We start from the raw sequence: 24,254 nt of genomic DNA, 5'->3' as shown, positions 1-24,254 counted from the left end.
TAATTCGAGGGGCACTTCATGTGGCAATCTGACAACATGCCGCGCTCTGTGGGCTTCAACGATCCCGGAATCGAACAAGACGGTTTCCGTCGCCGAAAGCTCCCCTGGGAGGTCGTGCTCGTCCTGCTCGTGAGCGTCGGGCAGTCCGCCATCTACTCGGTCGTCTCGTTCGTCCGGGCCGCGACGCGCGCCCCGATCGCCCAGCAGCAGACCCAGCTGAATCCCTCCCGGAGCGATGAGCCGTTCTGGGACGCGCTGTACCAGTTCCTCGGGATCTTCTTCTCGCTCGCGCTCGTGGCCCTCGCCGTCTACCTGCTGTGGGAGCCGGCCGACAACGCGCTGCGCCGCATCGGCTTGGATTTCCGACGCTTCGGCTCCGACGTGCTGCGCGCCGTGGCCCTCGTCGCGCTCATCGGCGTGCCGGGCATCGGCGTGTACGCCGTGGGACGCCTCCTGGGGCAGAGCATCACGGTGGTGCCCGCCCCCCTGGACTCTTCGTGGTGGGTGATCGCGCTGCTGGTCCTCGCGGCGCTGCGGGCGGGGCTCACCGAGGAGGTCATCTTCCTCGGCTACCTGTTCGACCGACTGCGCCGCCTCGGCTGGTCGTGGACGTGGATCCTCGTGTCGACCGCACTCCTGCGGGGCAGCTACCACCTGTACCAGGGATGGCCGTCGGCGCTGGGCAATGTCGTGATGGGTCTCGTCTTCGGCTGGTGTTACCGGCGCTGGGGACGCGTCATGCCGCTCGTCGTGGCGCACACGCTCATCGACGTGATCGCATTCGTCGGCTACCCGCTGGCAGCGGCGTGGTGGCCGGGGATCTTCGCTCCCCCGGCGCCGTCGCCCAGCCCGACCGCCTAGCGCCCCGCCCGACGGCCGAGCGCTCGGCCCCGGCTGGTCGGGCGGTCACGTCGCCGGAGGCGTCCAGGACCAGAACGACGGCGGAATGCCGTTCGGCTCCGACGTGTACGTGACTCCCCCGATGCCCTTGCCGACGGCGACGGCGCCCGTCCGCTCGAACAGCGGCACCCCGGCGTATTCGGCGAACAGCGCGCGGTCGATGTCTTTCGCGGCCGCGAGCACGTCGACCGGGTCGGTCTCGCGCGTCATCTGGTCGAACGTCTTCTCCGCGTCGACGGACGTGACGCCCTCGGCCAGCCGGTCACGCGCCGAGCGGTAGAGGCTCTCGTCCTCGCCGACCCAGGCGAGGGTGGCATCCGGGATCTCCGTGGCGGTGGAGGCGCGGACGGCGATCCCGGCGTCCGCCCCCATCGTCACGAGGTGGGCGAACACCGCCGCGGCGGTGTCGTCGGAGGGGTCGTAGGACACGCGGAAGACCGCCGCGAGATTGTCGAGCGCCGATCGAGCCCCGCCCACATCGCTGCCCGTGCCCGGGGAACCGTTGTCGGAACTGAGCTGCTGGTACACCTGCCCGGTGGCTGCGGACGACAGGAAGGACTGCAGCGGGCGCGCGCCGGAACGCTCGGTGCCGACGACGTCCTTCACGAGCTGGTCGCGGTCGATCGAAAGGAAGACCGCTTTGCGCAGCTCATCGGAGGTGGCGTCGGCGAAACGCAGCTGCATCGTCTGCGCCGTGGGACCGGTGGTCACGGTCACGCCGGCATCGGCGAGCGTCGTGAGGTCCTCGGGATCCGGGTCGCCGATGTTGGCGATGTCGACCTCCCCCGACGCCAGCGCGGCGACCTGCGACGCGTGGTCGGGGAAGAACCGCACGGTCAGTCCCTCGAGACCGGGGTAGTGCGCACCCTGGTAGCTGTCGCGCCGGACGAGCGAGACGGAGGTGCTCGACGCCTCCCCGACCGTCCACGGGCCGGACGCCACCGCAGACGACACGTCGAGGGTGCCGTCCGCCGCGGCGTCGAACCCGGTGTTCCACGCGGCGGCCGCGGCGCTCAGGACCGCGTTGGGCGCCACGGGGGCGGCGGGGTCCCCCTCGGGCGTCGTCTGGATCGCGGTCATCAGGTCGCGGACGGTCACGCCGGCCTTGGCCGCGATCACGTGCACGGGGCGATCCAGCAGCCACTGGCGGTTCCAGTCGGCGAAGGGCTCGTCGTAGGTCAGGGTGAGGGTGTCGGCGGCGCGGTCGAGGGTGGGACGCGAGGTGCGCGCGTTCGGGTCGGCGGGGGTCGCCGTGTCGAAGTACCGCGTTCCCGAGACCACGGCCCCCGCTGCGTCGTACGTCGCGTCGTCGAAGTAGTGCGACGAGACGGCCCAGCCGAACATGAGGTCGTCGAGGGTGATGGGCGTACCGTCCGACCAGACGCGATCCGGGAACAGTTCGTACGTGACCTTGAGCGGGTTGCCCTCGACACGGGTGATGCGCCCCAGCCCGTCATTGGGGACCACCTGCAGGTCGCCGTCGAGCGACCCGAGGTTCTCGTTCATCAGGGCGTTGAGCGCCTGGTTCGCGGCCGTGTCCCCGTGGGCGGTGGCGGCGTTGAAGCTCGTCGGCGTGCCGACGACACCGACGGTCAACGTCGTCCGTGCCGGCGGCTGCTCCGCGGGAGCCGGTTGCGGCGCCGAGCATCCGGTCACGGCGAGCGCCGCGGCCGCGGTGAGGACGATCAGCCGCGCGAGGCGGCGTCGCGATGTCATCGAGGTCTGCTGGTACTGCTCGAGGTGCACAAGCGCACTTTATCCAACGCCCCTGAAGGTTCCCCGGGGCCGCGGCTCACGACCCCGGGGACCCGCTCCGCCTACGCGAACGCCTCCGGCGGAGGGCACGAGCACACGAGGTTGCGGTCGCCGTACGCCTGGTCGATGCGGCGCACCGGCGGCCAGTACTTGCCGCGGACGAGCGAGCGCTGCGGGTACACCGCCGTCTCCCGGGGGTAGGCGTGCAGCCACTCGTTCGCGACCGCCGCCTCCGCGGTGTGCGGGGCGTTCACGAGCGGGTTGTCGTCGGCGGGCCACTCCCCCGCGGCGACAGCAAGCGCTTCCCCCTTGATCGCGATCATGGCATCCACGAACCGGTCGAGCTCGGCGAGGTCCTCGCTCTCGGTCGGCTCGACCATGAGGGTGCCGGCCACCGGGAACGACATCGTCGGGGCGTGGAAGCCGTAGTCGATGAGGCGTTTGGCGACGTCGTCGACCGTGATCCCGGTCTGGTCCTTGAGGGGACGCAGGTCGAGGATGCACTCGTGCGCCACCAGGCCGCCCTCGCCGGCGTACAGCACCGGGTAGTGCTCGCGCAGGCGCGCGGCGATGTAGTTCGCCGAGAGCACGGCGGCCGCGGTCGCCTGCCGGAGTCCCTCGGCCCCCATCATCCGCACGTACGCCCAGGAGATCGGCAGGATGCCGGCCGATCCGTGCGGCGCGGCCGACACCGGTCCGCCGTCGAAGACGCCGCCGGCGTGATCGGCGCGCTGCGAGAACGGGTGCGACGGCAGGAACGGCGCGAGGTGCGCCTTCGCCGCCACCGGACCCACGCCCGGTCCGCCGCCGCCGTGCGGGATGGCGAACGTCTTGTGGAGGTTCAGGTGCGACACGTCGCCGCCGAGGTCGCCGAAGCGGGCGAAGCCGAGCAGCGCGTTGAGGTTCGCGCCGTCGACGTACACCTGTCCGCCGGCGTCGTGCACGGCCTGCGTGATCTCGAGGACGTCGTGCTCGTAGACGCCGTGCGTCGACGGGTACGTGATCATCAGTGCCGACAGGGCGTCGGCGTGCTGCGCGATCTTGGCCCGCAGGTCGTCGAGGTCGACGTTGCCCGCCTCGTCGCACGCGACGACCACGACCCGCATGCCGGCGAGCACCGCCGAGGCGGCGTTCGTCCCGTGCGCGGACGACGGGATGAGGCACACGGTGCGCTCGGTGTCGCCGTTGGCGTGGTGGTAGCCGCGGATCGCGAGGAGCCCCGCGAGCTCCCCCTGCGAGCCGGCGTTCGGCTGCAGCGACACGGCGTCGTAGCCGGTGACCTCGGCGAGCCAACGCTCCAGCTGCTCGATCATCGCGAGGTAGCCGTGCACGTCGGCCTCGGGCGCGAACGGGTGCACGCGCGCGAACTCCGGCCACGACACCGCCGCCATCTCGGTCGCGGCGTTGAGCTTCATCGTGCACGAGCCGAGCGGGATCATGCCCCGGTCCAGCGCGTAGTCGCGGTCGGCGAGCGTCTTGAGGTACCGCATCATCGCCGTCTCGCTGCGGTGCGCGTGGAAGACGGGGTGCGTGAGATATGCGTCGTCGCGGTGCAGCCGCTCGGGAACACCGCGCAGCGCCTCCCCCGCGGGCAGTTCGACCGCGGGCAGCCCGAAGGATGCCACGATCGCGGTGACATCGGCATCCGTCGTCGTCTCGTCGACCGAGACGCCCACCGTGGCGTCGTCGACCCACAGCAGCTGGTAGCCGCGCTCGCGGGCGCGGTCGACGACGTCCTGCGCGCGCCCCGGCACGTGCACGCGCACGGTGTCGAAGAACGCGTCGGACGCGAGCGTGAGGTCGTACGACACGAGAGCGGATGCCAGGGCGTCGGCGGTCCGCGCGACGCGGGTCGCGATCGCGCGCAGCCCGTCCGGCCCGTGGTACACCGCGTACATCGCGGCCATCACGGCCAGGAGCACCTGCGCGGTGCAGATGTTCGACGTGGCCTTCTCGCGGCGGATGTGCTGTTCGCGCGTCTGCAGCGACAGGCGGTAGGCGGGGTTGCCCGCGGCATCCACCGACACGCCCACGAGACGGCCCGGGAGCTGGCGCTCGAGACCGGTGCGGACGGCCATGTATCCGGCGTGCGGACCGCCGAAACCGAGCGGCACGCCGAAGCGCTGCGTCGTCCCCACTGCCACGTCGGCGCCGAGGGTCCCCGGCGAGCGCAGAAGAGTGAGCGCGAGCAGGTCGGCCGCGGCGACGACGAGACCGCCGTGGCGGTGGACGGCCGACGCGACGTCGGAGAAGTCCCACACCCGCCCGGTGGCCCCGGGGTACTGCACGAAGGCGCCGAAGCTCTCGGGGATCTCTCCGTCGTACGACGTCTCGACCAGCTCGATGCCGACGGCCGCGGCCCGGTGGGCGAGCAGTGCCTTGGTCTGCGGCAGCGCGTCGGCGTCGACGAGGAAGACATCGGTCTTGGCCTTGGACGCGCGGCGGGCGACGAGCATGCCCTCCACGACCGCGGTGGACTCGTCGAGCATCGACGCGTTGGCCGTCGCGAGACCGGTGAGGTCGGTGACCATCGTCTGGAAATTGATGAGCGCTTCGAGCCGTCCCTGCGAGATCTCCGGCTGGTACGGCGTGTACGCGGTGTACCAGGACGGGTTCTCCAGCACGTTCCGCTGGATGACCGAGGGCGTGAACGTGTCGTAGTAGCCCAGGCCGATCATCGGGCGGGCGGAGCGGTTCGCCGACGCGAGCTCGCGGAGCTCGGCGAGCGCCTCGGCCTCGGTCGCGGCGGGCGGCAGGTCGCTGGTCTCGCGGGGACGGACATGGATGGATGCCGGGACGGCGGTCTCGACGAGCCGTTCGACGCTGTCGTACCCGACGACCTGGAGCATGCGCGCGCGGTCGCGGGTGCCGATGCCGATGTGGCGATCGGTGAAGGCGGCGGGCGCCGCGGCATCCGTGCGGGGGGAGGTGGTCAGGCTCATGCGGTGAGGTCCTCGTACGCGGCGCGGTCGAGCAGGTCGGCGGGCAGGTCGCCGCCGAGGCGGATCTTCACGAGCCAGCCGTCGCCGAACGGGTCGGCGTTGACGAGCGACGGGTCGTCGACCACGGCGTCGTTGATCTCGACGACGGTGCCGTCGAGCGGGGCGTACAGCTCGCCGACCGACTTGGTGGACTCGATCTCGCCGCAGACGTCGCCCGCGCTGACCGCGGAGTCGGCCGCGGGGAGGTCGACGAAGACGACGTCGCCGAGCTTCTCGGCGGCGAAGTCGGTGATCCCCACGGTGGCGATGTCGCCGTCGACGGCGATCCACTCGTGCTCGGAGGTGTAGCGGAGTGCGGTCAGGTCGGTCATGCGTTCCTCCGGTAGAAGGGAAGGGCGGTGACGGTCGCGGGGATGCGTGTTCCGCGCACGTCGATGGTCAGGGTGGTGCCGGGTTCGGCCGCGGGCGGGGAGACGTAGGCCATCGCGACGGGGTGGCCGAGGGTGGGGCTCAGGGCGCCGCTGGTGATCTCGCCGACGACGTCGTCGCCGTGGAGCACGGTGTAACCGGCGCGGCCGGCGCGCTTGCCCTCGGAGACGAGTCCGACGAGGACCGGGGCGTCGGCGGCGACGGAGGCGAGGCCGTCCTTGCCGACGAACACGGGCTTGTCGGCGGCCACGACGCGGCCGAGCCCGGCCTGCGCCGGCGTCACGTCGCGCGAGAGTTCGTGGCCGTACAGCGGCATGCCGGCCTCGAGCCGCAGGGTGTCCCGAGCCGCGAGGCCGCACGGGACGAGTCCCGCCGGGGTCCCGGCATCCAGGAGCGCATCCCACAGGTCGCCGGCGCGCTCGACCGGGACGAGCAGCTCGTACCCGTCCTCGCCGGTGTAGCCCGTGCGGGCGATGAACAGCGAGTCTCCGTCGAACGTGCCCTCGGTGAAGGCGTAATAGCCGAGTTCGTCGAGCGGCGTGCTGAGGATCTCGACCGCCGGGACGGATTCGAGGATGCCGCGCGCCCGCGGTCCCTGAAGGGCGACCAGCGCGACGCGGTCGGTGACGTCGTCGACCTCGGGGAGCGCGCCGCCGGTCCACGTGTCGCGAGCCCGGGCGAACGCCGCCGCGACGGCGTCGCGGTTGCTCGCGTTCGCGATCACGAGGTAGTACTTCTCGCCCGTCCGATAGACGATGACGTCGTCGATGATCCCGCCGGACTCGGCGAGGACGAGCGAGTACTTCGCTTTGCCGAGCTTCATCGCCGAGACGCGGCCCGCGAGGACGTAGTCGAGGAACTCCGCGGCCTCGCCGTCGTGCACCCAGAACTCGGCCATGTGCGAGATGTCGAAGAGGCCGGCGGCCTCACGGACGGCACGGTGCTCGGCGAGGTCGGAGGAGTAGCGCACGGGCATGTTCCAGCCGCCGAAGTCGGTGAACGAGGCGCCGAGGGCTTCGTGCCGATCGTGCAAAGGAGACGAGCGCGGTGGAGCGGGGGTGTCGGTCATGAGTTCTGCCGTTCAGAAGGACGGTCAGACGCCGGTCGACGCCTGAGAACTCCCCCTCTGTCATGAACCTGAGAGTTTCGCCCGGGGCGTCTCAGCGACGCGGGGCTTTCACCGTCGGCGGACCCGGCCGGTGCACCCGGGTCACTTTCCAGAGTGGCCCGATCGACGCGGTACGCGTACCTGAGAGATTGGCGGGGAGGCTTGCTCCTTCGGTGCCCGGCTGCGTTCGCCGGAGCTCTCCCGCATCGATCATGGGGCCGGTGTGGACTTGTGGGCGCCAGCATATCCGAGGCGCCGCCCCGGAACACAGTCCTCCGCGAGTCAGCGGGTCGTGCAGCTGCCGGATGCCACGGGCGCGGACAGCGACCCGAGCTGGGCCAGCACGGGGTCGATCTCGGCGGAGGTCATCGCGTAGCCGACGTTGTCATCGGTCTCCGAGCGCGCGAAGACGACACCGGCGACCTCTCCCTCGGGGGTGAGGAGCGGTCCTCCGGAGTTGCCCGGCCGCACGACCGCGCCGAGCGCGTAGATCTCGCGCGGCGCCGACTGGTCGCCGTAGATGTCGGGGACCGGAACCGTGCCCTCGGACAGCACCTGCGCGTTCCCCGACGTGAACGGTCCGCCGTACGGGTAGCCCTGGACGACGGCGGCCGAGCCGACACCGAGCGCGGGGACGACCGGGAGGGCCGCGGCATCCAGTCCGTCCACCGCGATGACGGCGAGGTCGTCGGTCGGGTCGAAGTACACGACGCGTCCTTCCTTCGCCTCCCGGCCCGGCAGTTCGACGAGCGGCGCGTCGACGCCCGCGACGACGTGCGCGTTGGTGAGCACGCGGTCGTCGCCGACGACGAACCCGGATCCACTCGCGGTGATGCCGCACGCGTACGCGGTGCCGGTGATGCGGGCGACCGACTGCGCCGCCTGCGTGAGGGCGGGGTCGTCGAGCGCGATCGCCGGGGCGCTCTGCACCGGACCGATCTGGATGAGCTGACCCAGGCGCGGGATGCCGTCGGCGAAGACCGCACCGCGCAACTGCGCGAGTGCGGAACGAACGGGGTCGGGGGTGAGCCGGTCGATCGTGCGGACGACGTTCGACGACGCGAGCGCGGCGGAGACGACCGGGACACCCGCGGTGGTGAGCGTGCCGGCGAAGAACGACAGCGCGAGCGCCGCCGCGGCGAGGTTCACGACCCCGCCGAGGATCCGCTCGGGCACACGGAGTCTGATGCGGTCGGCGCCCCGCCGGAGCGCGTTCCCGACGGCCGTGCCGAGCGCGGCGCCGAGAAGCAGCAGCAGAACGCCGGCGGCGACGATCGCGGCGCCGCGCCACATCGAATCGGTCACCCACGAGCCGACGTACGGGATCAGCCAGAATGCGGCGGCTCCGCCCACGGCGAGGCCCGCGAAGAAGCCGATCGTGGCGAGGAATCCTCGCGCGAGGCCCACGACGAGAGCCAGCGCGAGGAGCACGATCAGCACGATGTCGACAACCGGCATCCGTACCTCCAGGGTCGAGCGCCAGGGTACGCGGCGGCGCTGGGAGAGTCCCGTTTTGTGGTTCGGGTCACGATGACACTAAGATCGTGCTCGGAGATATGGTCACAATGACACGAACCCCTCGCCCCGAACCCCGCGACGCGGACGTGCGCGTCGCGGTGTCGACCGTGATCTTCAGCGTCCGCCGCGACACCCACGACGAACCCGTCCTCTCCCTCCCGCTCGTCCGACGCACGCGCGATCCGTACGACGGCCGCTGGGCGCTCCCCGGCGGATGGCTGGACCCGAGCGAGAGCCTGGATGCCGCGGCATCCCGCACCCTCGAAGAGACCACCGGACTCACCCCGAGCTATCTCGAGCAGCTCTACGCGTTCGGCGCGGTGGACCGCTCCCCCACGCGCGTCGTCTCGATCGTCTACTGGGCGCTGCTGCGCTCCGACGAGGTCGACGCGCAGGTCGCCGCGCACGCCCGCGAGGGCGACGCCCCCGAGAACGTCGAGTGGTTCGACGCCACGCACCTGCCGGCGCTCGCGTTCGACCACAACGACATCGTCGAGTACACGCTGTGGCGTCTGCGCAACAAGGTCGGCTACAGCCGCATCGCGCACGGACTCCTGCCCGACGAGTTCACCCTCGCCGACCTGCGCGAAGTCACCGAGACGATCCTCGGCCGACGGCTGGACCCGGCGAACTTCCGTCGGCAGATCGACACCTCCGACACCGTCATCCCGACCGAACGCTTCCGCACCGGAAGCCACCGACCCGCCCGCCTGTACCGCTACAACCGTGACGTGGAGCTCGCCGATCGCGGCCCGCTCACGTCCCGTCACTGATCGGACCGCCCATGAGCACGACAACCCTCACCCTGCAGCCTCGCCCCGAGATCGACCCGTCGGTCGACCACGTCATCCAGGCGATCGTCTCCGGCGCGTCGACAGACGCGACCTGTACGACCGACCTCGCGGTGGGCCCCTGGGACTTCGACACGCGTCCGGGGTACGGCCCGGGCTCGTCGATGGGCGACGTCATCCCCACCGGCGCGCCGCGCCAGGGCGAGCTCCCCCGCGAGTACCGCGAGGCGTCCGACGACGAACTCGACGCGCGTATCCGCACAGCCAAGGCGACGCTCGGTGACCGGGTCGTCGTGCTCGGGCACTTCTACCAGCGCGAGGAGGTCGTGCGGCACGCCGACTACGTGGGCGACTCGTTCCAGCTCGCCAACGCCGCGAAGGCCCACCCCGAGGCCGAGGCGATCGTCTTCTGCGGCGTCCACTTCATGGCCGAGACCGCCGACCTGCTCTCGCGCCCCGAGCAGTCGGTGATCCTCCCCAACCTCGCCGCCGGATGCTCGATGGCCGACATGGCCAGCATCGACCAGGTCGAGGAGTGCTGGGAGCAGCTCGCCGACGTGCTCGGCGACCTCGAGACGCCGGATGCCGACGGTCTCCTGCCCGTGATCCCGGTCACGTACATGAACTCCAGCGCCGCCATCAAGGGCTTCGTCGGTCGTCACGGCGGGATCGTGTGCACCTCATCCAACGCGCGCACCGTGCTCGAGTGGGCGTTCGCCCGCGGCCGCCGCGTGCTCTTCTTCCCCGACCAGCACCTGGGCCGGAACACCGCGAAGGCCATGGGCGTGCCGCTCGACCGGATGCCGATGTGGAACCCCCGCCGCCCGCTCGGCGGCTCCACGGCCGAACAGCTCGAGGACAGCCAGGTCATCCTGTGGCACGGCTTCTGCTCGGTGCACCGCCGATTCAGCGTCGCGCAGATCGACAAGGCCCGCGCCGAGCACCCCGGCGTTCGGGTCATCGTGCACCCCGAGTGCCCGATGGACGTCGTGGACGCCGCCGACGAGGCCGGATCCACCGACATCATCCGCAAGGCCATCGCCGCGGCCGACGAGCCCACGACCTTCGCGATCGGCACCGAGATCAACCTCGTGCAGCGTCTCGCCGCACAGTTCCCGCAGCACGAGATCTTCTGCCTCGACCCGGTCGTGTGCCCGTGCTCGACGATGTACCGCATCCACCCCGGCTACCTCGCGTGGGTGCTGGAGTCGCTCGTCGCGGGCGAGGTCGTCAACCGCATCACGGTTCCGGCCGACGTCGCCGAACCCGCCACCGTCGCCCTCGAACGGATGCTCGCGGCCAAGCCGAACGGCGCCGTGAAATGACCGACGTGATCGTGGTCGGCAGCGGCATCGCCGGTCTCACCGCGGCCCTGCACGCGGCGGACAAGGGATGCCACGTCACCGTCATCACCAAGGGCGCTCTCGCCGACACCAACACGCGGTGGGCACAGGGCGGCGTCGCCGCCGTCACCGCCGCCGACGACACCGTCGACTCGCACATCGCGGACACCCTCACCGCCGGCGTGGGCCTGAACGACCCCGACGCCGTACGGACGCTCGTGACCGAGGGACCCGACCGCATCGCCGAACTCGTCCGGCGCGGTGTCGCCTTCGACCGCGCGGCCGACGGCGACTTCGCCCGGGGTCTCGAAGCGGCCCACGCGCGTCCGCGTGTGCTGCATGCCGGAGGGGATGCCACGGGCGCGGCGATCCAGGGGGCGCTGGGCGCCGCGGTGCGCGCGAGCAGCGTCGAGGTGCGCGAGCACACGCTGCTGCGCGACCTCGTGATCGAGGACGGTCGCGTCGTCGGAATCGACGTCGAGGCGGACGGCGCGGTCGAGCGTCTGCGCGCCGACGCGGTGATCCTCGCCACCGGCGGCGCGGGGCAGCTCTACTCCCACACCACCAACCCGACCTCGGCCACCGGCGACGGCATCGCCGCGGCCCTCCGCGCCGGGGCTGCCGTTGCCGACCTCGAGTTCGTGCAGTTCCACCCCACGGCGCTGGCCGCGGGCGAGCCGTTCCTCGTCTCCGAGGCGGTCCGCGGCGACGGCGCGACCCTGATCGACGACGAGGGACGCCGCTTCGCGTTCGACGCGCACCCCGACGGCGAGCTCGCCCCGCGCGACGTCGTCGCCCGGGCGAACGCGCGGGCGATGGCGGCGCAGGGCGGACGTCCGGTCCGCCTGGATGCCACGGCCCTCGGCCCCGAGCGACTCGCGCGACGCTTCCCCACGATCGACGCCGCCGTCCGCGCGCGCGGACTGGACTGGTCGCGCGAGCCGATCCCCGTCACCCCCGCGGCGCACTACCTCATGGGCGGTGTCGTGACCGACCTCGACGGACGGACCACGGTGCCGGGACTGTACGCGGTCGGCGAGACGGCGCGGACCGGTGTGCACGGCGCGAACCGACTGGCATCCAACTCCCTCCTCGAAGGCGCCGTGTTCGGCGCGCGCGCCGGAGATGCCGCGGGCATCGGGGGCCCATGGACCCCGGTCGCGGTGCCCGCGGCCGTCGCGCTCCCCGACGTCGAGCCGGCGACGGACGCGCCCGCCTTCTCGCGGGCGGCGCTGCAGCAGCTCATGTGGGAGCACGCGGGACTCGTCCGCGACGCCGCGGGTCTGGGGCGCGCCGCCGGCATCCTCACGGCGTGGGCCGCCGACGCGCAGCCCCGGTCCGTGGAGGACGCCGGGCTGCTCCTGCTGGCCCGTCACGTCGTCGCCGCCGCTCTCGCCCGCACCGGCTCGGTCGGTGCGCACTTCCGCTCCGATGAGACGGCTCCCGCGGTGGCATCACTCCCCGCCGAGGAGGCCCTCGCATGCTGACCCGCGCCGCGATCGACCGCGTCGTCACCGCCGCCCTCGAGGAGGACGCCCCGTGGGGCGACCTCACGAGCGAGACGCTCATCCCCGCCGACGCGACCGCGCGCGCCGAGCTCGTCGCCCGCGAGATCGGCGTGTTCAGCGGCGCCGAGGTCTTCCGCGCCGCGTTCACGCTGACCGATCCGACGATCGACGTGGAGATCCGCGTCACCGACGGCGCGGAGTTCGTACCCGGCGAAGTGCTCGCGGTGGTGAGCGGTCCGGCGCGGGCCGTGCTCACCGCGGAGCGGATCGGGCTGAACTTCGTGCAGCGCATGTCCGGCATCGCCACCCTCACGAGCCGCTATGTCGCCGCCGTCGCGCACACCGGCGCGCGCATCGTCGACACCCGCAAGACGACGCCCGGGCTTCGCGCGATCGAGCGGCAGGCGGTCCGCGACGGCGGCGGCCACAATCACCGGTTCTCGCTGTCGGATGCCGTGATGGCGAAGGACAACCACCTCGCCGTGCTCGCGGCATCCGGTCTGCCGCTCACGCAGGCCCTGGAGAGCGCGATCGCGCGCCTCCCGCACACGACGCACGTCGAGGTCGAAGTCGACCGGCTCGACCAGATCGACGCGTTGCTCGCGGCCGGGGTGGACACGATCATGCTCGACAACTTCTCGCTCGACGACCTGCGCGCGGGTGTCGAGAAGATCGCGGGGAGCGCCGTCGTCGAGGCGTCCGGAGGCGTGACGCTCGACACGGTGCGCGCGATCGCCGAGACCGGTGTCGACGTCATCTCCGTGGGTGCGCTCACCCACTCCGCGCCGGCCCTCGACCTCGGCCTCGACATCCGCATCCGCACAACGTGAGCCTCTACCTCGACAACGCCGCGACGACCCCGGTCCGCCCCGAGGTCGTCGCGGCGATGGCGCCGTACCTGACGCGCTGGTTCGGCAACCCGTCGAGCCATCACGAGGTCGGCGAGGCCGCGGCATCCGCTCTCGAGGACGCCCGCGCGCGCGTGGCCGCGATCCTCGGGATGCGGTCGGGCGACGTCGTCTTCACCTCGGGCGGCACGGAGTCGAACAACACCGCGATCAAGGGGCTCGTGCTCGGCTCTGGGAAGAAGCACCTGGTCACCACCGCGATCGAACACGAGTCCGTGCTCGCGTCGGCCGACTACCTCGCGCGGTTGCACGGCGTCGACGTCACGTACGCGCCCGTCGACGCCACCGGGACGCTCTCGCCCGACACCCTGGCCGCCGCGCTGCGCGACGACACGGCGCTCGTGAGCGTCGGGTACGCCAACAACGAGGTCGGGACGGTTCAGGATGCCGCGGCCCTCGCGGCCGTGGCGCACGCCCGGGGCGTGCCGCTGCACCTCGACGCCGTCCAGGCCGCGGGGTGGCTGCCGCTCGCCGGGCTCGACGCCGACGCCCTCACCGTCGCGGGGCACAAGATCGGCGCGCCCAAGGGCACCGGCATCCTCGCCGTCCGCGGACGCCTCCCCCTCGAACCGCTGATGCACGGCGGCGGGCAGGAACGCGGCCGACGCTCCGGCACGCCGGACGTCGCCGGCGCGGTGGCGTTCGCGACGGCGCTGACGCTGGCCGAGGCCGAGCGGGTCGCGGAAGCGGAGCGGGCGACGCGGTTCCGCGACTCGTTCATTCGCGGCGTGCTCGCCGCCGTCCCCGGCGCGCGGCTCACCGGGCACCCCGAGCACCGCCTGCCCGCGACCGCGAGCTTCGTCTTCCCCGGCGTCAACGGCGAGACCGTGCTGCTCGAACTCGAACGCCGGGGGGTCGTGTCGTCGAGCGGTTCGGCGTGCGCCGCGGGCAGCGACGAAGCGTCGCACGTGCTGCTGGCACTCGGCCTCGATCCGGACGATGCCCGCACCGCCGTACGCTTCACGTTTCCGCACCACATGACGCAGAATCTCGACGCCGTGGCAATCGCCGTCGCCGAGGCGGTGACCGCCGTAGGATCACGCGGGTGAGTTCCCCCGCGATCACCGTGATCGTCCCCGGCCGCGACGTGGCCGAGTTCGCCGGTGAAGCCCTGCATTCCCTGCAGGCGCAGTCCTTCGACCGGTGGCGTGCTGTGCTCGTCGACGACGCCTCCACCGACGACACCCGCCGCCTGTTCGCCGACGCCGCAGCCGCCGACCCGCGGTTCTCGCTGGTGGAGCACCGACAGCCGCGGGGCTTGGGAGCCGCCCGGAACAGCGGCCTCGACCGGATCGAGACGCCGTATACGGCCTTCCTCGACGCCGACGATCGCCTCCGGCCCGACGCCCTGGCGCGGCTGTGGGACACGCTCGACGCCTCGGGCAGCGACTTCGTGGTCGGCGCGTACGTGCGGCTCCGGCCCGATGCCGACGGCCCCGGGTACGTCGCCGGCGACGTGCAGCCGTGGGTGGCGGCCGCCACCGACCCGGCCCGGACCGCGACGACGCTGGCGGAGCACCCCGCGGCATCCGGGAACATCGTCGCGTGGTCGAAGCTGAGCCGCACGGATTTCTGGCACACGCACGGGCTGCGCTTCCCCGAGGGGCGCTACTACGAGGACCAGGTCGTCGCGCAGCGTATGTACACGCTCGCGACGACGTTCGACGTGGTGCCGGACGTCGTGGTGGAGTGGCGCCAGCGCCGCAACGGCGGATCGATCACGCAGCGCCTCGACGAGGTCGTCGTGCTGCGCGACTACCTCGACGCGCTCGGCGAGGGCATCGCGGTCCTCCGCGCGGCGGGCGCGCATGCCGCCGTGAGTGAGCGCGGGCGCCTCATCCGCGCTCTCGACCTGCCGCCGCTGCTGCGGATCGCCGAGACCCACCCCGACGCCGCGTACCGCATCGCCCTCGAGTCGTTCCGGGAGACGCTGCCCGCTTAGTGTGCGGCACGTTCGCGTGCCGCACTTGAGTGGGCAGCGCGCGCCCGCGCGCCCCACGCTTCGGTGTCCAAGACACGCGGATGCCACGGCCCACGCTCCGCGTGTCTTGGACACTCAACTCCCCGCCGGTGACGCCGGCCCGACCGGACGTGAGCCGCGACTGCGGCGACGCCCTACGCGGGCGGCTGGTCGCCGCGGCGCGACGCCAGGGCGGGGCGGGCGAGACCGGCGCGCTCGCGCTCTTCCTCGGTGAGCACGAACGAGGCCGCGAGCTGCTCGGCGGCGAGTCCGGCGTAGAGGCCGCCCGCGGCGAGGAGTTCCGAGTGGGTTCCGGACTCGACGATGCGGCCCGCGTCCACGACGTGGATACGGTCGGCGCCGATCACCGTCGACAGACGATGAGCGATGGACAGGGTCGTCCGGCCGTGGGCGGCGGTCTCGAGCGCCTCCTGCACGATGCGCTCCGACACGGTGTCCAGCGCGCTCGTGGCCTCGTCGAGCAGGAGCACCGGCGGGTCCTTGAGCAGCACGCGCGCGATCGCGATGCGCTGCTTCTCGCCGCCCGAGAGGCGATACCCGCGTTCACCGACGATCGTGTCGTACCCGTCCTCGAACCCGGCGATGACGTGGTGGATGTTCGCCGCCCGGCACGCCGCTTCGATCTCGGCATCCGTCGCCTCGGGCTTGGCGTACCGCAGGTTCTCGCGCACGGTGGCGTGGAAGAGGTACGTCTCCTGCGAGACGATGCCGATGTTGTCGATGATCGACGCGCGTTCGAGGGTGCGCACGTCCGCGCCCGAGAACATCACGGACCCACCGCTCGCTTCGTACATGCGCGGGGTCAGGTACAGGATCGTCGTCTTCCCCGCACCCGACGGGCCGACGAACGCGACGTGCTCGCCGGGCTCCACGACGAAAGAGACTCCGCCGAGGGTGGGACGCCCCTGTTCCGCGGCATCCGGGTACCGGAACACGACGTCGCGGAACTCGATACGGCCCACGGGTCCGGGCGCCGCCGACACCGGGATCGCGTCGGGGGCGTCGGCGATCGCGGGCTTCAGGTCGAGGTACTCGAAGATGCGCGCGAAGAGCGCCGCCGAGGTCTGCACGTCGAGCGCCACGCGCATGAGCCCCATGAGTGGCATGAGCAGGCGTGCCTGCACCGTGGTGAAGGCGACGATCGTGCCTGCCGTGAGCGTGCCCACGCCGCTGCCGAGCAGGCTGCCCGCCACGAGGTAGATGATCGCGGGGACGCTCGCCATGATGACCTGCACGACCGCGAAGAAGCGCTGGCCGCTCATCGCCTGCCGCACCTGGAGCCGGACCTGGTTGGCGTTCTCGGCGTCGTAGCGCTCCGATTCGGTGCGCTGACGATTGAAGGACTTGGACAACAGGATGCCGGACACGCTCAGGGTCTCCTGCGTGATGGCCGACAGCTCGGACAGCGACTCCTGCGTCTGCGCGGCGATGCGAGCGCGCACCTGCCCGACGCGCCGTTGGACGAGGACGAGGATCGGCATGATGACGACCGCGATGAGCGTGAGCCGCCAGTCGATGAGGATCATCGCCACGAGCGAGGCCACGACGGTCACGGAGTTGCCGAGGATGCTGGTCACCGTGTTCGTGAGAACACCCGAGACCCCGCCGACGTCGTTCTGCAGTCGAGATTGGATGACACCGGTCTTGGTGCGCGTGAAGAAGCCGAGCTCCATCGCCTGCAGGTGGTCGAACAGCCGCACGCGCAGATCGCCCGTGACACGGTTGCCGACGGTGGCGGTGAACCACGTCTGCGCGACGCCGAGCCCTCCGGAGAGCAGGAACAGGACGATCATCGCGGCGACGAGCTCGGTCAGCAGCGCGAGATCGACCGGCGACCCGTCGATGGGGAAGAGCGCGTCGTCGAAGATGCGCTGCACGAGCAGCGGCGGGATGACGGCGAGGGCCGCGCCGAGGACGACGAGGACGATCGTGACCGCGATGCGTCCGCGGTAGGGCCGGAAGAGGGCGGCCACGCGCCGGCCGAGGTCGGGCACGCGCGGCGCCTCGGCGTTCCGCTGCCGTTGACTCTCCGCGTACACACCGCGGAACATGCTTCCGCCCATGCCGCCGCCCATGCTCATGCCGGTCAGCCTACGTCCGACCGACGACATCGGGACGCGCCGGCCGATGTCGGGGGCCACCGATAGACTCGGCCTCCACGCACGGCATCCCCCGTCGTCCCTCGATGGGAATAGCGATCCCGCCGTCGCTGTTGCCGTCTGACGTTCGTCGCTTTCGTGACGCCACGACGCCCTCCCCTGGATTGGATCTCGCCATGGCCGCCACCACCGGAACCCCCACCGCCCCGCCGACATCCGATACCGGTGTCACCGCCGAGCAGAACAGGGTGATCTGGCTGCTGCTCGTGGCCGCGTTCGTGGCCATCCTGAACGAGACCACGATGAACGTGGCGATCCCGCACCTCATCCGCGACCTCAGCATCACCGCGGTCGCGGCGCAGTGGCTGACGACAGCGTTCATGCTCACGATGGCGGTCGTCATCCCGGTCACGGGCTTCCTGCTGCAGCGGTTCACCACGCGTCAGGTGTTCATCACCGCGATGAGCCTCTTCTCGCTCGGCACCCTGGTGGCGTTCCTCTCCCCCGGCTTCGAACTCCTGGTCACCGCGCGCGTCATCCAGGCCTCCGGCACCGCGATCATGATGCCGCTGCTCATGACCACGCTCATGACGATCGTGCCGCCGCAGCACCGTGGCCGCATGATGGGGCGCGTCAGCATCGTGATGGCACTCGCTCCCGCGATCGGCCCCACGATGTCGGGCGTCGTCCTGGACTCGCTCGGCTGGCACTGGATCTTCGGGATCGTCCTGCCGATCGCGCTCGTCTCGCTCTTCGTCGGCGCGCGATGGATCCGCAACCTCGGTGAGACGCGCGAAGCCCCGATCGACGTCGTGTCCGTCGTGCTGTCGGCGCTCGGATTCGGCGGCATCGTGTTCGGTCTGAGCCAGATCGGCGGCGGTCACGGCGGATCGACGGATGCCACGGACGCCGCCGCGACCGCGACGGTGACGCTCGTCGCGTCCTTCGCCGTGGGCGTCGTCGCGCTCGCGCTGTTCGGCTGGCGGCAGGTGCGCCTGCAGCGCGCCGACGCCGCGCTGCTCGATCTGCGCGTCTTCCGCTCGCTGAACTTCACGCTCTCGGTCGTGCAGCTCGGTGTCATGTCGCTCGCGTTCTTCGGCGCGATCACGCTCGTGCCGCTGTACCTGCAGAACGTCCTCGGTCGCACCGCGCTCGAGACCGGGCTGGCCGTCCTCCCGGGCTCGCTCGCGATGGGTCTCGCGGGTCCGCTGATCGGCCGCATCTACGACCGACGTGGCACCCAGATCCTGCTCATCCCGGGCGCGATCATCACGAGCGCCGTGCTCTGGTTCTACTCGACGGTCGGCACCGACACGTCGTTCCTGCTGCTGATCGTCGCGCAGACCGTGTTGTCGATCGGCCTCGCGCTCTCGTTCACGCCCCTGTTCACCGCGTCGCTCGGCTCTCTCGAGCCGCGCTTCTACTCGTACGGCTCGGCCGTGGTCGGAACCGTGCAGCAGGTGGCCGGGGCCGCGGGCATCGCGCTGCTCGTCACCGTCCTGGCGGGCGTCTCCGCGAGCGCGGGCGGCGGGGCCGAGGGAGACGCGGCCGGCGCGCGCATGGCGTTCATGATCGCGGCGATCGTCTCGCTGCCCCTCATCGTCGGCTCGTTCGTCATCCGCAAGCCGGCCGATCAGATCGAGGGTGCGGCCCCCGTCGGGCACTGAACCCGCAGAGCGCTCAGGTCAGCGAGCAGGAACCGCCGCTGCAGCAGTACGCGGGAGCGGGGGCGTCGTCGTCGACCGGTGAGGTCAGAAGCGTCAGGAGCGGCTTCGACGGCGTCTCGGTATCAGGGGTGGTGTCACCGGACATCCCTCCATGGTACGCCTGCGCAGATGCCCCGGCACCATGAGTCGGAGAGGCTCGCGGTACCCCGGGTCGACGGCATCCGCAACCCCCGTTCCCCGGAGCGAAGCGGTTCCTAGCGTTGTGGCATCCCCGATCCCTGCGAGAGGAGTCCCCATGACGGACCTCACCGGAAAGCGCATCGCCTTCCTGCTCACCGACGGCTTCGAAGACAGCGAGCTCACGAGCCCCTGGGACGCGGTCACCGCGGCCGGCGCGGAGGCCGTGCTGGTCTCGCCCGCCGACGGCAGCGTCACGGGCGAGAAGGGCCACGAGCAGAAGGTCGACCTCCCGGTCGGCTCGGCCACGGCCGACGACTTCGACGCCCTCGTCCTCCCGGGCGGCGTGCAGAACGCGGACGACATCCGGATCGTGAAGGATGCCGTGCGCTTCGCGCGCGCCTTCTTCGACCAGCACAAGCCGGTCGGCGTGATCTGCCACGGCGGCTGGATCCTCACCGAGGCGGACGTCCTGAAGGGCCGCACGCTCACCAGCTACCCGACGCTGCAGACGGATCTGCGCAACGCCGGCGCCACGTGGGTCGACGAGGAGGTCCACGTCGACCAGGGCCTGGTGTCGAGCCGCAACCCCGACGATCTCCCCGCGTTCAACGCGAAGCTCGTCGAGGAATTCGCCGAGGGCGCGCACGCCGGCCAGACGGCCTGACGGCCTCTTCGCGGGGCCCCGGGCTGCGGCTCGGGGCCCCGCGGCGTTCCCGGGTCCCGGCACAACCTCCGCGATCCGCACAACCTCAGCCGCCACACCCCGAACCGAACTGACACAGCGCAGATCACTGACCGACCGGTCGTGGCATCCATCCCCGTGGCCCGGCACACGCTCAGCGATCCGCACAACCTCAGCCGCGATCCGCCCGCGGCAACGGACAGTGCGACGATCGCCGACGCCGCGCAGCGGGGCGAACCGCCCCCGGCCTCACGCCGAAAGCGGCTGGCACGACGGGCAGTACTGGCCGCCGCCCTTCGTGCCGGGGATGTCCTCGATCGTTCCGTCGCCGTCGGGGCACCGCTCGCCGGTGCGGCCGTGCACGCGCATCGCGGCGACCTTCGCGGCCTTCTGCTCCGCGATCGGAACCCCGCGGCGGGCTGCCACCGCCTCGTCGAGAACGGAACGCAGCGCCGCGTGCAGACCCGTCACCTCGTCGTCGGTCAGCGACGCCGCGTGCGCCACCGGCGACAGCCGAGCGACGTACAAGATCTCGTCCGAATACGCGTTGCCGATCCCGGCGAGCGATTCCTGCTCCTGCAGCAGCGCCTTCAGCTGCTTGCGACGCTTCCCGAGCGCTCGGGCGAGATCCTCGCGGGAGAACGCCGGATCCGCGGCATCCGGTCCGAGCTTCGCCACCGCGGGCACCTCGAGCGGGTCGTCCACGACGGGCAGCTGCACCGAGAGCCAGTCGCCCGCGTCGGTGATGCCGAGCACCCCGTCGTCGAAGGCCACAGTGGCGATCAGGGCCGCACCGTCCGGAGGGTCCGTGTCCCACGTCGCCCACCCGGCCCGGCCGAATCCGAGGGAGAGGTGGATGCCATCGAGGTCGAGGTCGATGTGTTTGCCGTACCGCGTGACTTCCGTGACGGTGCGTCCGACGAGGGCGTCGAGCGGCCGCGCCCGCGTCTTGAGGGCGCGGAATTCCGCCAGTTCCACCGCGACGACGGCGTGACCGGCGAGCCGCTCGCGCAGGAACAGGGTGAGCGCTACGACCTCGGGCGCTTCGGGCATGGTGACTCCCCTTCCGTCCCGCAGACCGGATGCCACCGTCGATGACTGACCGGACCGATTCCTGCCAACCTATCGGGAGGGTCCGCCTCCGAGTCCACCCCTTGTGCACCCATCGGACGTCCCCGCGTCGCTGCGGAGGCGCGTACCGTTGAGGGTGAGGCGGCCCGAACCGCCGAAGAAGGGTCCCCCATGAAGATCGTCTCGTCCTCGGACTGGAGGGATGCCATCACCTTCGACGTGCCCGTCGTCGTCGCCGATGTCGTCCCCGGTGAGCCCACCCGCTGCGTCGGATGCGGTCCCGACGGAGAGCTGTTCGACCGCACCGAGCTGTGGGCGGTGAAGCACCGCCATCCGAAGCACCACGGCGGGTTCGTGCGGTTCTACTGCGAGGCGCACAAGCCCGCTCCCGCGCCGGCTCCCGCCGCGGCGATTCCGCTCAAGAAGCCGCGCGCGTCCGCACCGCGCGCCGAGCGCCGCACCGCCTCCCCCAAGCCGACGCCGGTCACCGACCGTCCCGTCCGGGCGATGTGCCCCGAGTGCTTCGTCGAGGTCTCGGCCGACGGTATGTGCGGGATGTGCGGCACCCAGGTCGTCTGACGCCAGGAATGCACGACGCCGCCCCGGTCCAGTGACCGGGGCGGCGTCGTTTCGCGTCAGCGGACGGAGATCGTCCAGCCGACCTCGTGGCTCTCGCCGGGCGCGAGCACGACGAGGCCCGTGGCGAAGTCGTAGGCCTGGTCGTTGAAGGCATCCGGAGCGCACGTCATGGGCTCGACCGCGAGTCCCGCCCGGTTCGCCGGGTGGTCGGGGCCTTCGGGACGGTCGGCGGTGTGAATCTGCACCCAGCCGCAGCCCGCGTCCCACGACAGCGCCACACCGGTGCCCGACGGGTCGGTGAGGGTGACGGTCGCCCGGCCGTCGGCATCCCGGATCAGATCGGTGTACGCGTGGTCGATCTCGACGGCGCCGATCACGCGCGGAGCCCGGAAGTCGAATCGCTCGGCGTCCACGGCGACGGATGCCAGGCCCACCGGCGCCAACCGGTCCGGCGTGACCTCGAGCACGGTGTCGGCCGGCAACTCGAACGTCCACGTGTCGAGCGCGCCCGGGCCGGCAACGAGATACGGGTGCGGCCCGGTGCCCCACGGCGCGGGGTCCTCCGAACGGTTGGTGGCGCGGACGGTCTGCGCGAGCCCGTCGGGGCCGAGTCGGTAGGTCGTGGTGACCTCGACCCACCACGGGTAGCCGGCCTGCGCGGGCACGACGGCCGTGAGCGTCACCGACTCCTCATCGCCGTCGACGACCGACCAGTCCGCCCAGCCCAGCAGCCCGTGCAGTGCGTGGCCGCGGTTCGGTTCCGTGAGCGCGAGCTGGTACTCCTCACCGCCGAAGACGTACGCACCGTCCACGACGCGATTCGGCCACGGCGCGAGGGTCGCACCGCGGAAGTACGGGCGCACCTCGTCGGCGGCGAAGGGGACGACGAGGTCGCGCCCCTCGTGGGTCAAGGATCGGAGGGAGGCGCCCACGCTCGCGATCGCGGCTTCATAGCCGTGGGCGCGGAGGACGACGGGGGTTCCGGAGACGGCGGTGGTCATTCGGCCATTATCTCGATCTCCGGTGCCCGAAAACGACGGACGCCCCGACCGGCGGAGGTGTCCGCGGGTCGGGGCGTTCCGGGGGCGACTTACTTGAAGGCGTCCTTGACGTTCTCTCCGGCCTGCTTGAGGTCGGCCTTGGTCTGGTCGGCCTGGCCTTCGGCTTCGAGACGCTCGTTGCCCGTGGCCTTGCCCCAGCCCTCCTTCGCCTTACCGGCGACGTCCTCTGCGGTGTTCTTGATCTTGTCGTCGAGACCCATGGCCGACTCCTTCCGCTTGGTGGCCCGGATGATTCCGGAATGCCGCCACGCTAGGCGCGCTCGCTCGGATTCTCGGGGGGCTTGAAAATCGCGCGAGGGTGAGGAAGCGGGCCGGACGGGTTAGGTTCGAGGCGGGGGGATGCCATGGGGGAAACACCGAGCAAGACCGACGAGCTGACGATGTTCGCCGATCTCCTGGAGGAGGCGCCCGCGGCATCCGGGTCCGGTCGCGCCGGTCGCATCGCGCTGGTCGTGTTCCTGGTCACGGTCCTCGTGGCACTCGCCGGCGCGGGTGGATACGTCTGGTGGGCGTCGACCGCTCCCCTGCCTGCCCCCACGCTGACGACGAAGCCGCCGGCCGTCGCACCGGGCGATGCGGCCCACATCGACCTCCCATCGTCGGGGTCGATGCGTGTGAGCATCACGGGCGGCGAGCAATACATGGGTTCGGACACGGACGGCGCGTGGGCTGCGTCCGGCGGTGACGATCCGCGGCCGACCGCGAGCATCGCGAAGCTCATCACCGCCCTCGTCGTCCTGGACCGGCATCCCCTCGACGGACCGAACGATCCCGGCCCGACGGTGTCGTTCACGGAGGCCGACACCGACCTCTACGACCAGTTCTACGTCCGCGGCGCGACGATCGCGAAGATGCCCGACGGCTCTTCGCTGTCGTTGCACGACGCGCTCGCGACCATGCTCCTCCCGTCCGCGAGCAACTACGCCGTCGCCCTCGCCCGTTGGGGATACGGTTCCGAGGGCGCCTACGTCGATGCCGCCAACGCGTGGCTCGCCGCGAACGGCCTCACCTCGACGCGGATCGTGGATGCCACCGGCCTCGACGAACGCAACACCTCCACGCCGCGCGACCTCGTCGCCATCGGGAAGATCGCCGAAGCCAATCCCGCCCTCGCGGGAATCGTGGGGATGACCTCGATCTCGCTGCCGAACGGTCCCGGTACGGTGACGAACACGAACGACCTGCTGGGCAGGGACGGCGTTCGCGGGCTCAAGACCGGCAACCTCGGCGAGGGGACGTTCAATCTCCTCTTCAGCTCGCTCCTCGACGTCGGCATCGGCCCGCCCCTGCAGATCACCGGTGTCCGCCTCGGCGGCGAGACGCACGACAGCACGGACCAGGACGTCGCGGCGCTTCTGGAGAGCATCAGCGCCGGTTTCCACGACGTCACGGTCGGGAACGCCGGCGACCGGATCGGGCACGTCCGGACCGCGTGGGGCGCCGAGGCGGAGGTCGTCCTCGGCCGCACGGCCACGCTGCGAACGTGGTCGGACACCCCGGTCGCGACGGCGGCGAACATCGCGACGCCGCAGACGTGGACCAACGGCGAAACCGTCGGCACCGTCACCTGGAGCGCGGGCCCGAACACCGCGTCCTCCGACGTCCAGATCGTCGGCACGCTCGAACCCCCGACCCTCTGGTGGCGCCTGACGCACCCGGGACAGCTGGGTGCACCGTTCTCCTCGTCGGTCCCGCCCGACCCCTCGAACCCGACGCCGATCGGCGGCTGACG

General features: G+C 71.5%; 21 protein-coding genes and 2 riboswitches. Of the genes, 11 read left to right on the top strand and 10 right to left on the bottom strand.

Annotated elements, in window-relative coordinates:
- The first annotated feature begins 18 nt into the window (after positions 1-18).
- Positions 19-861, top strand: a complete 843-nt coding sequence (locus tag AVW09_RS06575) for a type II CAAX endopeptidase family protein (RefSeq protein ID WP_197462578.1) — start codon at positions 19-21, stop codon at positions 859-861.
- Positions 862-906: 45 nt separating this feature from the next.
- Here AVW09_RS06575 and AVW09_RS06570 read toward each other — a convergent pair whose 3' ends face one another.
- The 5 genes from AVW09_RS06570 to AVW09_RS06550 all read right to left on the bottom strand — a co-directional run bounded on the left by AVW09_RS06570 (position 907) and on the right by AVW09_RS06550 (position 8,592).
- Positions 907-2,646 carry an ABC transporter substrate-binding protein gene (locus AVW09_RS06570; RefSeq protein WP_063257297.1) on the bottom strand — a complete coding sequence of 580 codons (1,740 nt, stop codon included), beginning with the start codon at positions 2,644-2,646 and terminating at the stop codon, positions 907-909.
- Positions 2,647-2,717: 71 nt separating this feature from the next.
- The gene (gene gcvP, locus AVW09_RS06565) at positions 2,718-5,597 is read right to left on the bottom strand and encodes an aminomethyl-transferring glycine dehydrogenase (protein ID WP_063257296.1); all 2,880 of its coding nucleotides are present in this window, start codon (positions 5,595-5,597) and stop codon (positions 2,718-2,720) included.
- The gene (gene gcvH / locus AVW09_RS06560; protein WP_063257295.1) at positions 5,594-5,968 is read right to left on the bottom strand and encodes a glycine cleavage system protein GcvH; all 375 of its coding nucleotides are present in this window, start codon (positions 5,966-5,968) and stop codon (positions 5,594-5,596) included. The genes gcvP and gcvH overlap by 4 nt, the downstream gene beginning before the upstream one ends.
- Positions 5,965-7,095 carry a glycine cleavage system aminomethyltransferase GcvT gene (gcvT, locus tag AVW09_RS06555; RefSeq protein ID WP_063257294.1) on the bottom strand — a complete coding sequence of 377 codons (1,131 nt, stop codon included), beginning with the start codon at positions 7,093-7,095 and terminating at the stop codon, positions 5,965-5,967. Before gcvT ends, gcvH begins: the two co-directional genes overlap by 4 nt.
- A gap of 47 nt (positions 7,096-7,142) precedes the next feature.
- Positions 7,143-7,253, bottom strand: a riboswitch (glycine riboswitch).
- Positions 7,254-7,348, bottom strand: a riboswitch (glycine riboswitch). It lies immediately after the preceding riboswitch.
- A gap of 68 nt (positions 7,349-7,416) precedes the next feature.
- A complete protein-coding gene (locus AVW09_RS06550) occupies positions 7,417-8,592 on the bottom strand; it encodes a MarP family serine protease (protein WP_063257293.1) in 1,176 nt (391 codons plus the stop codon).
- Between the two features lie 107 nt (positions 8,593-8,699).
- Between AVW09_RS06550 and AVW09_RS06545 the strand changes: the two genes are divergently transcribed.
- Genes AVW09_RS06545 through AVW09_RS06520 form a run of 6 tightly spaced genes read left to right on the top strand, consistent with a single transcriptional unit; the run spans position 8,700 to position 15,144 of the window.
- On the top strand, positions 8,700-9,425 hold the full coding sequence (locus tag AVW09_RS06545) for an NUDIX hydrolase (RefSeq protein WP_063257292.1): 726 nt from the start codon (positions 8,700-8,702) through the stop codon (positions 9,423-9,425).
- An 11-nt stretch (positions 9,426-9,436) separates the two neighbouring features.
- Positions 9,437-10,768: a quinolinate synthase NadA gene (nadA, locus tag AVW09_RS06540; protein WP_063257291.1), complete on the top strand. Its 1,332-nt coding sequence runs from the start codon at positions 9,437-9,439 to the stop codon at positions 10,766-10,768.
- Positions 10,765-12,273, top strand: a complete 1,509-nt coding sequence (gene nadB / locus AVW09_RS06535) for an L-aspartate oxidase (RefSeq protein WP_063257290.1) — start codon at positions 10,765-10,767, stop codon at positions 12,271-12,273. Before nadA ends, nadB begins: the two co-directional genes overlap by 4 nt.
- Positions 12,267-13,124, top strand: coding sequence for a carboxylating nicotinate-nucleotide diphosphorylase (gene nadC, locus AVW09_RS06530; RefSeq protein WP_063257289.1), 858 nt, complete (start codon positions 12,267-12,269; stop codon positions 13,122-13,124). The genes nadB and nadC overlap by 7 nt, the downstream gene beginning before the upstream one ends.
- Positions 13,121-14,251: a cysteine desulfurase family protein gene (locus AVW09_RS06525; protein ID WP_082822855.1), complete on the top strand. Its 1,131-nt coding sequence runs from the start codon at positions 13,121-13,123 to the stop codon at positions 14,249-14,251. The genes nadC and AVW09_RS06525 overlap by 4 nt, the downstream gene beginning before the upstream one ends.
- Positions 14,248-15,144, top strand: coding sequence for a glycosyltransferase family 2 protein (locus AVW09_RS06520; protein WP_063257288.1), 897 nt, complete (start codon positions 14,248-14,250; stop codon positions 15,142-15,144). Before AVW09_RS06525 ends, AVW09_RS06520 begins: the two co-directional genes overlap by 4 nt.
- Before the next feature lie 173 nt (positions 15,145-15,317).
- Here the strand turns inward: AVW09_RS06520 and AVW09_RS06515 are convergent, their stop codons facing one another.
- Entirely contained in the window at positions 15,318-17,258 is a 1,941-nt protein-coding gene (locus AVW09_RS06515; RefSeq protein ID WP_063257720.1) for an ABC transporter ATP-binding protein, read from the bottom strand.
- Positions 17,259-17,458: 200 nt separating this feature from the next.
- Here AVW09_RS06515 and AVW09_RS06510 point away from each other — a divergent pair, with 200 nt between their 5' ends.
- Entirely contained in the window at positions 17,459-18,949 is a 1,491-nt protein-coding gene (locus tag AVW09_RS06510; RefSeq protein ID WP_063257287.1) for an MDR family MFS transporter, read from the top strand.
- Between the two features lie 13 nt (positions 18,950-18,962).
- On the opposite strand, the gene AVW09_RS18330 is transcribed toward AVW09_RS06510, so the two are convergent.
- Positions 18,963-19,094, bottom strand: a complete 132-nt coding sequence (locus AVW09_RS18330) for a hypothetical protein (protein WP_269454552.1) — start codon at positions 19,092-19,094, stop codon at positions 18,963-18,965.
- A 150-nt stretch (positions 19,095-19,244) separates the two neighbouring features.
- Here AVW09_RS18330 and AVW09_RS06505 point away from each other — a divergent pair, with 150 nt between their 5' ends.
- Positions 19,245-19,793 (top strand): type 1 glutamine amidotransferase domain-containing protein, encoded by a 549-nt coding sequence (locus tag AVW09_RS06505; protein ID WP_063257286.1) that lies wholly within the window; start codon positions 19,245-19,247, stop codon positions 19,791-19,793.
- Positions 19,794-20,060: 267 nt separating this feature from the next.
- Here the strand turns inward: AVW09_RS06505 and AVW09_RS06500 are convergent, their stop codons facing one another.
- A complete protein-coding gene (locus AVW09_RS06500) occupies positions 20,061-20,864 on the bottom strand; it encodes a DNA-formamidopyrimidine glycosylase family protein (protein WP_063257285.1) in 804 nt (267 codons plus the stop codon).
- A gap of 189 nt (positions 20,865-21,053) precedes the next feature.
- Between AVW09_RS06500 and AVW09_RS06495 the strand changes: the two genes are divergently transcribed.
- Positions 21,054-21,461 carry a hypothetical protein gene (locus AVW09_RS06495; protein WP_063257284.1) on the top strand — a complete coding sequence of 136 codons (408 nt, stop codon included), beginning with the start codon at positions 21,054-21,056 and terminating at the stop codon, positions 21,459-21,461.
- Positions 21,462-21,517: 56 nt separating this feature from the next.
- On the opposite strand, the gene AVW09_RS06490 is transcribed toward AVW09_RS06495, so the two are convergent.
- Together AVW09_RS06490 and AVW09_RS06485 are read right to left on the bottom strand one after the other, a co-directional pair.
- Positions 21,518-22,462 carry an aldose 1-epimerase family protein gene (locus AVW09_RS06490; protein WP_063257283.1) on the bottom strand — a complete coding sequence of 315 codons (945 nt, stop codon included), beginning with the start codon at positions 22,460-22,462 and terminating at the stop codon, positions 21,518-21,520.
- Positions 22,463-22,551: 89 nt separating this feature from the next.
- Positions 22,552-22,722, bottom strand: coding sequence for a CsbD family protein (locus AVW09_RS06485; protein ID WP_063257282.1), 171 nt, complete (start codon positions 22,720-22,722; stop codon positions 22,552-22,554).
- Between the two features lie 144 nt (positions 22,723-22,866).
- On the opposite strand from AVW09_RS06485, the gene AVW09_RS06480 reads away from it, so the two are divergent.
- Entirely contained in the window at positions 22,867-24,252 is a 1,386-nt protein-coding gene (locus AVW09_RS06480; RefSeq protein WP_082822854.1) for a D-alanyl-D-alanine carboxypeptidase family protein, read from the top strand.
- The last annotated feature ends 2 nt before the right edge of the window (positions 24,253-24,254 follow it).

It is taken from the genome of Microbacterium sp. T32 (assembly GCF_001619615.1).
In the GTDB taxonomy this organism is placed as follows: domain Bacteria; phylum Actinomycetota; class Actinomycetes; order Actinomycetales; family Microbacteriaceae; genus Microbacterium.
This window is presented reverse-complemented; position numbering and strand designations above follow the sequence as displayed.